Origin of the sequence: Streptomyces sp. ISL-98, from assembly GCF_018614055.1 — a bacterium.
In the GTDB taxonomy this organism is placed as follows: Bacteria; Actinomycetota; Actinomycetes; order Streptomycetales; family Streptomycetaceae; genus Streptomyces; species Streptomyces spiramyceticus.
In genome coordinates, this window is sequence record NZ_JAGGPB010000028.1 from 146,888 (window position 1) to 159,152 (window position 12,265).

General features: G+C 70.2%; 10 protein-coding genes. 5 read left to right on the forward strand and 5 right to left on the reverse strand.

Annotated elements, in window-relative coordinates:
• Positions 1-129: 129 nt before the first annotated feature.
• Genes J7I98_RS20465 through mtnA form a run of 5 tightly spaced genes read right to left on the reverse strand, consistent with a single transcriptional unit; the run spans position 130 to position 6,692 of the window.
• Positions 130-867 (reverse strand): ComF family protein, encoded by a 738-nt coding sequence (locus J7I98_RS20465; protein ID WP_214922287.1) that lies wholly within the window; start codon positions 865-867, stop codon positions 130-132.
• Positions 868-923: 56 nt separating this feature from the next.
• Entirely contained in the window at positions 924-2,807 is a 1,884-nt protein-coding gene (locus tag J7I98_RS20470) for an LpqB family beta-propeller domain-containing protein (RefSeq protein ID WP_374225160.1), read from the reverse strand.
• On the reverse strand, positions 2,797-4,842 hold the full coding sequence (gene mtrB / locus J7I98_RS20475) for an MtrAB system histidine kinase MtrB (protein WP_214922289.1): 2,046 nt from the start codon (positions 4,840-4,842) through the stop codon (positions 2,797-2,799). The genes J7I98_RS20470 and mtrB overlap by 11 nt, the downstream gene beginning before the upstream one ends.
• A 1-nt stretch (position 4,843) precedes the next feature.
• Entirely contained in the window at positions 4,844-5,533 is a 690-nt protein-coding gene (gene mtrA / locus J7I98_RS20480; RefSeq protein ID WP_205375139.1) for an MtrAB system response regulator MtrA, read from the reverse strand.
• A 4-nt stretch (positions 5,534-5,537) separates the two neighbouring features.
• Positions 5,538-6,692: an S-methyl-5-thioribose-1-phosphate isomerase gene (mtnA, locus tag J7I98_RS20485; protein ID WP_214922291.1), complete on the reverse strand. Its 1,155-nt coding sequence runs from the start codon at positions 6,690-6,692 to the stop codon at positions 5,538-5,540.
• A 140-nt stretch (positions 6,693-6,832) separates the two neighbouring features.
• Between mtnA and J7I98_RS20490 the strand changes: the two genes are divergently transcribed.
• Genes J7I98_RS20490 through J7I98_RS20510 form a run of 5 tightly spaced genes read left to right on the forward strand, consistent with a single transcriptional unit; the run spans position 6,833 to position 12,223 of the window.
• Positions 6,833-8,056 carry a glycerophosphoryl diester phosphodiesterase membrane domain-containing protein gene (locus J7I98_RS20490; RefSeq protein ID WP_214922293.1) on the forward strand — a complete coding sequence of 408 codons (1,224 nt, stop codon included), beginning with the start codon at positions 6,833-6,835 and terminating at the stop codon, positions 8,054-8,056.
• A 4-nt stretch (positions 8,057-8,060) separates the two neighbouring features.
• The gene (locus J7I98_RS20495; RefSeq protein WP_214922294.1) at positions 8,061-8,750 is read left to right on the forward strand and encodes a DUF4129 domain-containing protein; all 690 of its coding nucleotides are present in this window, start codon (positions 8,061-8,063) and stop codon (positions 8,748-8,750) included.
• A complete protein-coding gene (locus tag J7I98_RS20500) occupies positions 8,747-9,931 on the forward strand; it encodes a DUF4350 domain-containing protein (RefSeq protein ID WP_214922296.1) in 1,185 nt (394 codons plus the stop codon). The genes J7I98_RS20495 and J7I98_RS20500 overlap by 4 nt, the downstream gene beginning before the upstream one ends.
• On the forward strand, positions 9,928-10,902 hold the full coding sequence (locus J7I98_RS20505; protein ID WP_214922298.1) for a MoxR family ATPase: 975 nt from the start codon (positions 9,928-9,930) through the stop codon (positions 10,900-10,902). Before J7I98_RS20500 ends, J7I98_RS20505 begins: the two co-directional genes overlap by 4 nt.
• Positions 10,903-10,912: 10 nt before the next feature.
• Positions 10,913-12,223 (forward strand): DUF58 domain-containing protein, encoded by a 1,311-nt coding sequence (locus J7I98_RS20510; RefSeq protein WP_214922328.1) that lies wholly within the window; start codon positions 10,913-10,915, stop codon positions 12,221-12,223.
• The last annotated feature ends 42 nt before the right edge of the window (positions 12,224-12,265 follow it).

The window sequence follows — 12,265 nt, forward strand, 5'->3', positions numbered from 1 at the left end:
GGCACAGGGTCTGCCTTTCCTCACAACCGAACATAGCTCGCCCGGACGCTTGTCGGCACCCGCTACCGGCACGTACCTCCGTTCAGGTGCTTTTCCCGTCTTACCATCAGCAACGATTCAAGTTCCAGGTCAGTTCCGGTTTATTTCGAACGCCGACGAAGGCGCCGCGACAACAGCCGCGCTCAGCTGTCCGAATCCGTGAAACAGCCGTTCGCCGGTGGCACGCAGTGCACGAGACGCCTCGACAAGGGAAGCGCCTGTCGTCATGAGATCGTCCACCAGCACCACCCTGCCACCCTCCAGCAGCCGACGGCCTCCAGGCGCGACCTCCAGAGCCCCGGCCAGATTCGCCAGCCGCTCACGGGCACCCAGGCCCGACTGGTCGATCACCGCACGCCGCTGCCGCAGCACAGCGAGCACCCGCGCTGAAACCCCGGCGCGGCGCAGTTCCCCCGAAGCGGCGAGCGCGATGCGGCGCCCGGCATCGTGCCCACGTGCCCTTACTGCCCGCCTGGCGGACGGTACGGGCACGAGCAGCACTGGTTGCGACAACTCCACCGCCTGAGCTCCCGAGGCCGCCACAGAGCCCCTGACGGCCCCCGCCAGCGCCGTACCGAGCGACCCGGCCAGCCCCAGTGCGCCCCGCTCCTTGTGTGCGAGCAGCACGGCCCGTACGGCGTCCTCGTACGGCGCGGCGGCATGGACCGCCGGCAGCCCCGGCGGCTCGGGACAGGGCCGCACACGGCGCGGCCGCACCCCGTACAACGCCTGCCCGCATTCAGTACACAAAGCCGTGCGCGGCCTGCCACAGCCACCGCACGCCACCGGCAGCACCAGACCGGCGAATTCCCTCCACCACCCCCGCATGGCATCCACTCTGCCAAGCCGGGCACGCCCCAGCCACCCCTGTGGAAAACTCCCCGCTAGCCCGGATAGACCGGCGACGAGCCCTTACTCGCGACGGTCTTCCAATTGGCACCGGGTGGCAGCCGCACAATGCCGTCCTCCAGCGAATGCGCCAGCAGCGGCAGCCGGTCGTCGTCCGCCGACGCGACCGTCGTGACCCGGTTCGCACCCGGCACCGACTGGGCGTCCGACGTCGAACCGTCCGTCTGCAGATAGCGCAGCTGCTGTACGCCGCCGGACTCGCGCCCGACCACCACCAGACGGCTTCGGCCCGCCCAGGACACGGCCGTCACTTCTTCCATCTGCGGAGCGATGGGCCGCAGATCGACGACGGACACCTCCGGGCTGTCGTCCGGGCCGTGCCGCTCGATGCGGCCGAGCTTCAGGGTCGTCCGGCCGTCCTCCGTCACCAGCAGCGCGATCCGTACGCCGTCCGCCGACACCTTCAGGGCTTCGATCCGCGCGCCGTCGAGGCCGTCGACGACCCCGACCTCCTCGGGGTCGCCTTCGCCGCCCGACAGCCTCAGCAGCCTCGGCTGACGGGGATCCCGGTCGGCCACCCACAGGTCACCCCTGCCGTCCCAGCTCGGCGCCGAAAGCCGGTCCTCCTGCAGCTTGGCGGCGCTGGTCAGCACCGGCTTCTCCGGCTCACTGTCCGACACGATCGATGCCACATACAGTGACCGTGCGTCCTTCGAGACCCCCGCGGCCCGCCGCTCGTCGCGCGCCACGCCGACCGTGCCGAGCAGCCGCTCGCCGTCGCCGAGCGGGCCGGGCACCGGCTCGGCCTCGTCGTCGCTGCCGGTGTTCTCGGCGCTTCCCACCATCCGTACGAGACGGTGCTTCGTGTCGAGGAAGTACTGGTAGTCGGGGCTCCCGGAAGCACGTTCCGGAGCGAAGTCCTCCGCCTGGTCCCCGCCGAGCACGCACAGCGTCGAGTTGTCCGACCGCTGCAGTTCGACCTGACCGACCCGGTACGACGTCAGGTCCCGCAGAGTGAAGAGCAGTTGGGCCGCCATCTCCCTGCACCGCTTCTGACCGACGTTGGACGCCTTCCCGTTGAGCGGCACCTTCAGCGCATTGCGGTCGTCGAACACCAGCGACTTGGTGCCCTCCTTCAGCTTCAGCGCCGTACCCGTGGGGAAGCTCGAACCGACCACCGGTTTCAGCCAGTTGGTCGGCCCGCTCAGCAGCGCCTCGACCGTCTGCGTCACCGGGTCCATCTGTGTCTGCGGGTCCATGCGCTTGCGCACATAGACGGGGTCGGCGACCAGCCACGGGTGGGCACCGGTCCGCTCCGACGACGTACCGGAAGCGAAGTAGTACTTGTTCACGCGGGTATAGATGCGCTCGAAGTCCGACTCGCCGAGCACCAGGCCGGGCGGCAGGCCGTCGATGCGCCACTCCTGCCCGTCAGGACCGTTCTGCCTGGTGAGATGAATCGTCTCGCGGTACGGCTGCTTGACCGGCTGGTACGCGCGCTGCCCGTTCACCTCGGCGATCTTCGTGCCGGTCAGCGCGTACGTGTACGCCCCGCCCTCCCGGTCATTGGAACGGTCGGCCTGGGGCACTGGACCGTTGTCCAGCACAGTGACCTGGCGGGGGTCCCACTTCTGGGAAACCTTTTTCGTCAGGTACTTACGGGCCGTGGCGAACTGGGGGTCGTCACCCGTCATCGCCTCCAGGAAACCCTCGACGATCTCGTTGGGCTGCGCCCCGTCGCGCGGCGCCATCCCGTACACCCGTACCTGCGAGTCACCGCGCGGAGACGCGTCCACGGCCTCCACATCGCCGCTGTCGGGCATGGACGCACAGCCCGCCAGCAGCAGACCGCTGCACCCCAGCAGCACAGGAGTCCGGCGCAGGCGCCGCCGTCGACCGCGACGTAGCTCAGCGCCCACGGGTGATGTCCTTCCGCTCCGGATCCTGCGGTACCTGCGTTGCGTGCGCTGTCTGAGTGGCGTGCGCTGCGTGCGCGGACCCGTCGCTGTCGCCCGCAGGACGTGCGACCACCCGGGCCCCGCTGCCCGGCAGCGCCGTCGGATCCGCCGCTGCCCGTGGCGCAGCACGCGGTGCTACCGGCAGCGGCGACCGGTCGACCCGGGGCTGGGAAGGCACAGTGGCGAGGCGATTCGCACCGCTGCCCTGCCTTTCGGCGCCGCCCGCCTCGTCCGCAGCGGCACGCTCCCGCCTGCGCCGCGAGTCCTCGGGCTCCAGCGGAATCGGTGAGCCGCGCAGCGACTCGTCCGCCGTACGCGGCAGGGTCAGCCTGAACTGCGAGCCGCCGCCCGGCTCGCCCCATGCCTGCAGCCAGCCGCCGTGCAGCCGCGCGTCCTCGACGGCGATCGACAGGCCGAGGCCGGTACCGCCGGTGGTACGCGCACGGGCCGGGTCGGCCCGCCAGAATCGGTTGAACACCCGGGTCGCCTCCCCCGGCTTCAGGCCCACGCCGTAGTCGCGCACCGCGACGGCGACGGCCCCGCCGGCCGTGGCCAGCCGGACCACCACGTCGCGGCCCTCGCCGTGCTCGACGGCATTGACGACGAGGTTGCGCAGTACGCGCTCCACTCGCCGGGCGTCGGCCTCGGCGACGACGGGCTGTTCGTCGCCCGCCACCCGTATCCGGGTCCCCTTGCGCTCCGCCAGCGGCTCGGCGCCCTCGATGACGCGGCGTACGACCTCACGCAGGTCTATCGGCTCGGCCTCCAGGGCCGCCGCCCCCGCGTCGAAGCGGCTGATCTCGAGGAGATCGGCCAGCAGCGACTCGAAGCGGTCGAGCTGGCCGGCGAGCAGCTCCGCGGAACGCGCGGTCACCGGGTCGAAGTCACTGCGTGCCTCATGGATGACATCGGCGGCCATCCGTACGGTCGTCAGCGGTGTGCGCAGCTCGTGCGACACGTCCGAGACGAAGCGCCGCTGCAGCCGGGACAGCTCCTCGAGCTGCTGGATCTTGACCTGGAGGTTCTGCGCCATCTTGTTGAAGGCCTCGCCGAGCCTGGCGATGTCGTCCTCGCCGGTGACCTTCATGCGTTCCTGGAGGCGCCCGGCGGACAACCGCTCGGCGACCCCCGCCGCCATCCGTACGGGCGTGACGACCTGCCGCACCACCAGCCAGGCGATGCCTCCGAACAGGACGACCACGAAGACTCCCGCGGTGGCGAGCGTGGTCTTGACGAGGGTGAGCGACTCCTCCTCCTGCGTCAGCGGGAAGAGGTAATAGAGCTGGTACGGCTGGCCGCTGTTGTCGTTCAGCTGCTTGCCGATGACGAGCCCCGGCTCGGGTTCCTGCGCGTCGGTGTACTTGATCTGGACAAAGGCCTTGTACGCCTTGCCCGTGCCTTCGTCGATCGAGTCCCGCAGCTTCTGGGGCACGCTCGCGCTCTGATTCACGCCACCGGACGCACGGGGACCGCGATTGCTCGCGCTCTCGTCGTCCGAGTTCGCACTCAGTGCCACCACGTGGAACGCCTGCCGCCCGCCACTGGCGAGCTGCTCGACCAGATCGGTCCTCCAGTTGGTGGAGTTCCGCGCGGCGGCCCTGGCCTCCGCGCTGCCGCTGCCACCCGTTCCCGCGACGGTACGGGCCTTCTCCTCCGCCACGTCGAACCCGCCGGCCGCCTGGCTCTGGGCAGCTTCCTGCTTCGCGTCGAGGAGGCCATTGCGTACCTGCCACATGACGACGAAGCCGAGCAGCAGCACCACTCCGAGCGACATCAGCAGGGAGCCCACGACCACGCGCAGCTGGATGTTCCGCCGCCACAGCCGCATGGACGGCAGCAGCGGTGTGCGCACCCAGCGCGCGAAAAGCCGCAGCGCGAGGCTGCCCTGCAGGAAACGCCGGATCCTGGACGCGGACGTCCTTCGCTGATGACCGTCAGCCCGCTCCGTACGGACTCCCGGCTCCCCGGGCATCGGAGCAGCGCTGCTTCGGGTCATGTCAGCTCGGTCCGGCCTTGTACCCGACACCACGGACGGTCACTACGATCTCCGGCCTCTCGGGGTCCTTCTCGACCTTCGAGCGCAGCCGCTGGACATGGACATTGACCAGCCGGGTGTCCGCGGCATGGCGATAACCCCACACCTGCTCCAGCAGCACCTCACGGGTGAACACCTGCCACGGCTTGCGGGCGAGCGCGACCAGCAGGTCGAACTCCAGCGGGGTCAGCGCGATCGACTGCCCGTCGCGCTTCACGGAATGACCGGCCACATCAATGACCAGGTCCCCGATTGCCAGCTGTTCCGGCGCCGGCTCCTCCGACCTCCTCAGTCGCGCCCTGATACGGGCAACGAGCTCCTTGGGCTTGAACGGCTTGACGATGTAGTCGTCGGCACCCGACTCCAGCCCGACCACCACATCAACGGTGTCGCTCTTGGCGGTGAGCATGACGATCGGCACCCCGGACTCGGCCCGGATCAGCCGGCACACTTCGATGCCGTCCCGTCCGGGCAGCATGAGATCCAGCAGCACCAGGTCAGGCTTGGCCTCCCTGAATGCCGCAAGTGCCTTGTCGCCATCCGCTACGAACGACGGCTCAAAACCTTCACCACGCAGCACAATGCCGAGCATCTCGGCGAGTGCGGTGTCGTCGTCGACGACAAGGACGCGTCCTTTCATAATCGACATCATCCCATTAGCTAATCGTTACCTGGCGTGACCTGGCACACAGCTCCGCCAGTCCGGCCCCCGTGACCGGGGAAATCGCACCCTGCTCTGTGACAATCGCGGTCACCAGTTCTGGTGGCGTGACGTCGAAGGCGGGGTTGTACGCCTGCGTTCCCAGCGGCGCCACCGGGATTCCGGCCGCGCCCCCGGCTTCCGCGCCGGCCGCAGGGATCTGCGGCAGGGTGAACTCTGTCACCTCTTGCCCGGACCTCTGCTCCACCTCGATGGACGCCCCGTCCGGGGTATCGGGATCCACGGTGGTCACAGGTGCTACGACGATGAACGGCACATGGTGGTACTTGGCCAGCACGGCGAGCGGATAGCTCCCCACCTTGTTCGCCACGGAACCGTCAGCGGCGATGCGGTCAGCCCCGATGAGTACGGCGTCCACCTCGCCGGCAGCGAACAGCGAGCCCGCCGCATTGTCGGTCAGCAGCGTGTACGCCATGCCACTCCTGGCCGCCTCGTACGCCGTGAGCCGGGCCCCCTGCAGCAGCGGGCGCGTCTCGTCGACCCACAGCCGCCGCAGCCTGCCCGCCCGATGCGCCGCCAGCGCCACCGCGAACGCCGTGCCCTCACCACCGGAGACGAGCCGCCCCGAATTGCAGTGGGTCAGGATGCGCAGCCCGCCTCCCGGCACCAGCTCCTCCACGAGAGCCAGCCCGTGCTCCGCCATCAGCCCGCTGGCCTCGGCGTCCGCCCGGTGCAGCTCCCGCGCAGCGGCCAGGGCCGACGCCGCCGCCTGCTCGCTGCCTTCGCCCGTTTCGAGGGCCGTCCGGTACGCCCCTGCCGCGCACCGCACTCCGTACCCGAGGTTGACCGCGGTGGGCCGCGCCCGCTCCAGCAGCCCCGCGGCCTCGTCCACGTCGTATCCACGCGCGGCGGCGAGCGCCACACCGTAGGCACCGGCGATACCGAGGAGCGGTGCGCCACGGACGGCGAGCGTCCGGATCGCCTGTACGAGGGCAGGCACATCCGTACAGACCAGCTCGACCTCCTCGGCGGGCAGCCGGGTCTGGTCGAGCAGCACCAGCACGGGCCCCTCCGGCGGCTCCTCCCAGCGCAGCGTAGGAATGGCGGGCGGCTCGGCGCCCGCCGGGGATTGCGCGTCCAGATCAGCCATTCGTCCAGTCTGCCCGCTGAGGCACCGACAATTGAAGGTGCGAAGGAGATACGGGGCCAGGTCCGCCGCCAGGGCCCCCATGACACGATGGCTGCCGAACTGCCGCCGCGACCGCGGACGGGCACCGTGAAGGAGCGACAATGAACGACTCTCCGGGCTGGGCGTCGCCCGGATCCGCCCCCTCCGACGGCCAGAGGCCGGGCGTGCCCCGGCCTGCCGAGCCCGCCGATCAGAACGACGGCGCGTCGAAGTGGTCGAAGGCGCAGCCGCCCGCAGGCCAGTGGTCGCCGCCCAGCGCCCCCGGCGCGGGCCCCACGCCGCCGCAGCAGCCCGGACCCGCCTGGGGCGCAGGCCGCGGCCAGGGAGGCGGCTGGGGCGGCCCTCCCCCGGCGGCCAAGCCCGGCGTGATCCCGCTCCGCCCGCTCGGTGTCGGCGAGATCCTCGACGGAGCGGTGTCGACCCTGCGCGCCCACTGGCGCACGGTCCTCGGCATCACGGTCACCGTCGCGGTGATCACTCAGGTCTGCGACATCCTGATTCAGCGCTACCTGCTCCCCGAACCGGTTCGGGTCGACCCGAACGCCACCCCCTCGGAAGCCCTGAACCAGTCCGTCGACGCGATGCAGAGCACCATGGTCAGCGCGTCTCCCGGCTTGGTGATAACGCTGATCGGCACGCTGTTCACCACCGCCGTGCTCACCATCGTGATCAGCCGGTCGGTCCTCGGCCGCCCGGTGACGCTCTCCGACGCCTGGCGCGAGTCGAAGCCTCAGCTGCCGCGGCTGCTGGGCCTCACCCTGCTGCTGCCGCTCATGGCAATCGCCATCATGACCGTCGGCATCCTGCCCGGCGCCCTGCTCGGATCCGCCGCAGGTGTCGGTCTCTCCCTGCTGGGCGGCACCGCGGCCTTCGTGGTCGTCCTCTGGCTGATGATCAGGTTCAGCCTCGCCTCCCCCGCACTGATGCTGGAGAGGCAGAGCATCATGAAGTCCCTGAGCCGCTCGGCCAAGCTGGTCAGCGGCACCTGGTGGCGCATCTTCGGCATCCTGCTGCTCACGATGCTGCTGACCTTCATCGTGTCGATGATCATCGCCGTGCCGTTCGGTCTCATCGCCTACGCCGCGGACGACGGCCTCGGGCAGCTGTTCTCCGGGGAGACTCCGGAATTCGGCTGGCCCTTCCTGATCATCACCGGCATCGGCGCCGTGATCGCCACTTCGATCACCTACCCGATCAGCGCCGGAGTGACCGTCCTGCTCTACGTCGACCAGCGCATCCGGCGCGAGGCTCTCGACCTCGAACTGGCCCGCGCCGCAGGCGTCCCCGGCTACGGCCGGCCCGCCGACGACACCCCCGGGAGCTGATGCGGTGTCCACAGCGGGGGGCACGACAGCAGCGAGCCTGCGGGTCCGCACAGCTGATGACGTACCGGTGGACATTCCACGCGCCCCGGCCCGCGAAGCGGCGGAGCGCGAACTGTCCAAGCCGATGTACCACGAGAACGACCCGAGCTTCCTCGAGCGCGCCATCGACCGCTTCTGGGAATGGGTCACCGACCTGTTCGAAGCGGCCTCCGGTGCATCACCCGGGGGCGCTGTCGGACTGGTCGTCATCGTGCTGCTTGTCGTGCTCCTCGCCGCCGGCCTGTGGTTGCGGCTCGGCACCCCACGGCGCGCACCGTCGCCCGAAGGCCACCTCTTCGACGACGGCCCGCGCAGCGCGGCCGAACACCGTGCGGCCGCCGAGACACACGCCGCCGCACAACGCTGGAACCAGGCCGTCCAGGAGCGGATGCGCGCCGTCGTACGCTCCCTGGAAGAGCGCGCCCTCCTCGACCCACGCCCCGGCCGCACCGCCGACGAGGCCGCCGCGGAAGCAGGGCACACCCTCCCCGGCCACGCCGACCGACTCCGCGCCGCCGCCCGGAAGTTCGACGACGTCACATACGGCGGCCGCACTGCCGACGAGCCAGCGTACCAACGCTTGACCGAACTGGACGCCGACCTCGAACGCACCAAGCCCCTCCTCAGCGGCGCGTCCCAGGGAGCGGCCGAATGACCGCGGCTCCGGCCCTGTCCACCTCGGACGCCCGTACCGCCCGCCACGTGTGGAAGCGCACCCGCGGACCGCTGATCGTTCTGGTCCTCATCCTGGTCGCCGGCATCGTCATGGCGGCCGTACGCTCCGGCGACCAGCACGGCCGCCTGGACCCCCGATCCGCGGACCCCTACGGCAGCCGCGCCGTCGCCCAACTCCTGGACGAACAAGGCGTCTCCACTCGCGTCGTCACCACTCTCGACGACGCCACGAAGGCAGTGGCCCCGGACAGCACTCTTCTGGTGGCCAACCCCGACTTGCTGACGCCCCAACAGCAGAGGCAACTCCGCACCGCTGCCAACGAATCCGGCTCCCGCACCGTCCTCCTCTCCCCCGGCCCGCCCTCCGCCTCCACCTTGGCCCCGGGCGTACAGGCCGCGGCACGCAAACCCGTATCCGCACGCTCCCCTCAGTGCTCCCTGCCGGCCGCGGTCCGCGCCGGTGACACCGACACAGGCGGATTCCGCTACACCGCCAACGTCCCCGGCAGCGACACCTGTTACCTCAGCGACGGCCTCCCCACCCTGCTCCGCGTCCCCGGCCGGGACAACGGCGACACCGTCCTGCTGGGCGCACCCGACATCCTCTACAACGATCGCCTCGACAAGCAGGGCAACGCCTCGCTCGCCCTCCAACTCCTCGGCTCCCGGCCTCATCTCGTCTGGTACCTCCCCTCGCTCCGTGATACCGCAGCCACCGAAGGCGGCGACCGCAGTTTCGTCGACCTGGTGCCTCCCGGCTGGATCTGGGGAACCCTCCAACTCGCCTTCGCAGCAGTGCTCGCCGCGATCTGGCGTGCCCGCCGACTTGGCCCCCTCGTCACCGAGCAGCTCCCCGTAGCCGTCCGCGCCTCCGAGACCACCGAAGGCCGCGCCCGGCTCTACCGCAGGGCCGACGCACGCGACAGAGCCGCCTCAGCCCTGCGCGCGGCAACCCGCGCCCAACTGGCCCCCCTTCTCGGCGTACCCGCCTCCCGGGCCCACGCCGCCGACGCCCTTCTCCCTGCTGTCTCCGCCCATCTGCCGACGACCGCCAGGGATCTCCCGTCCCTGCTCTTCGGCACCGCACCTTCCGACGACGCCGGCCTCATCCGCCTGGCAGACGAACTCGACGCCCTCGAAAGAGAGGTACGCGCTTCATGAGCGCCCAGCCCGCAGAGAACCCAGACAGCGCCCGAGACTCACTCGAAGCCCTGCGCACCGAGATCGCCAAGGCCGTGGTCGGCCAGGATCCCGCTGTCACCGGACTCGTCGTAGCTCTCCTCTGCCGCGGCCATGTGCTGCTCGAAGGTGTCCCCGGGGTAGCCAAGACCCTCCTCGTCCGCGCACTCGCGGCCTCACTCGAACTGGACACGAAACGCGTCCAGTTCACCCCGGATCTCATGCCGAGCGACGTGACCGGTTCCCTGGTCTACGACGCCCGCACAGCGGAGTTCTCTTTCCAGCCCGGCCCGGTCTTCACCAACCTGCTGCTCGCGGACGAAATCAACCGCACTCCTCCCAAGACCCAGGCGTCTCTCCTGGAGGCAATGGAGGAGCGTCAGGTCACGGTCGACGGCACCCCCCGCGCCCTGCCCGACCCCTTCCTCGTTGCCGCAACCCAGAACCCTGTCGAGTACGAGGGCACTTATCCGCTCCCCGAAGCGCAGTTGGACCGATTCCTCCTCAAGCTCACGGTCCCACTGCCGTCCCGTGAGGACGAGATCGGCGTACTGACCCGCCATGCGGAGGGCTTCAACCCCCGCGACCTGCACGCAGCCGGCCTGCGCCCCGCCGCGAGCCGCGCCGACCTGGAAGCAGCCCGCGCCGCCGTTTCCAAGACCGCGGTCTCCGCAGAGATCACCGGCTATGTCGTCGATATCTGTCGTGCCACCCGCGAATCCCCCTCACTTACCCTCGGTGTCTCCCCCCGGGGAGCCACCGCTCTGCTCTCCACCGCCCGCGCCTGGGCCTGGCTCACCGGCAGGGACTACGTCATCCCCGACGATGTGAAGGCCCTGGCCCTTCCCACCCTGCGCCACCGCATCCAGCTCAGGCCCGAGGCCGAGATGGAAGGGGTCACCGCCGACTCCGTCATCACCTCGATCCTCGCCCACGTCCCCGTCCCCCGATGAGGCGATGACCGTGGCCCTCACCGGACGAACCGCTCTCCTCGCGGCCCTTGGCGCGATCCCCATCGGCATCCTGGCGCCGAACTGGTCCGGAGTCCTCGCCATGAACGCTCCCCTCACGCTCGCAATTCTGTGCGACTACGCCATGGCAGCACCAGTGCAAAAACTCCGTTTCACTCGAACCGGTGACACGTCAGTTCGATTGGGTGAGGGCGCCGAGATCACGTTGACCATCACCAACCCCTCGCGCCGCCTCCTCCGCGCCCAAGTCCGGGACGCCTGGCCGCCCAGCAGCTGGCCCACCGGCACCGAGCAGGCCGCGTCACGCCACAAGCTGACGATCCCGGCCGGAGAACGCCGCCGCCTCAGCACGCTGCTCCGCCCAACCCGCCGCGGCGACCGCCATGCCGAACGCATCACCATCCGCTCGTACGGCCCCCTCGGGCTCGCCGCCCGCCAGGGCAGCCACAAGGTCCCCTGGACAGTCCGCGTGCTGCCTCCCTTCGGAAGCCGCAAGCACCTGCCGTCGAAGCTGGCCCGCCTTCGAGAGCTCGACGGCCGGACCAGCGTGCTGACCCGCGGCGAGGGGACCGAGTTCGACAGCCTCCGCGACTACATTCCCGGCGATGACACCCGCTCCATCGACTGGCGTGCCACCGCCCGGCAGAACACCGTCGCGGTGCGCACCTGGCGCCCCGAGCGCGACCGCCACATCCTGCTGGTCCTCGACACGGGCCGCACCTCGGCCGGCCGCGTCGGAGACGTGCCCCGCCTTGACGCCTCCATGGACGCCGTCCTTCTCCTAGCAGCGCTGGCTTCGCGCGCCGGCGACCGAGTGGACCTACTCGCCTACGATCGCCGAATCCGCGCCCAGGTCCAGGGCCGCACCGCAGGCGACGTCCTTCCCGCGCTGGTCAACGCGTTGGCCCCACTGGAGCCAACCCTGGTCGAAACCGACGCCCGCGGGCTCAGCGCCACGGCGCTCAAGAACGCCCCGCGCCGCTCCCTGATCGTTCTGCTCACCAGCTTGGAAGCCGCTCCCGTCGAAGAGGGCATCCTCCCGGTCCTCCCGCAGCTCACGCAGCGCCACACGGTCCTCGTGGCCGCTGTAGCAGACCCCCGGATCAAGGAGATGGCAACCGCCCGCGGCACAGTGGACGCGGTGTACGAAGCCGCCGCCGGCACCCAGGCCCGGGAACAGCGCCGCCGTACGGCAGAAAAGCTCACCCGCCACGGAGTAACCGTCGTCGACGCCACCTCGGACGACTTGGCCCCCGCTCTGGCCGACGCCTATCTCGCGCTGAAAGCCGCAGGCCGCCTCTAGACCCTAAGGGGGCCGAAATGCCCCTGGAACGCAGAAAAGCCC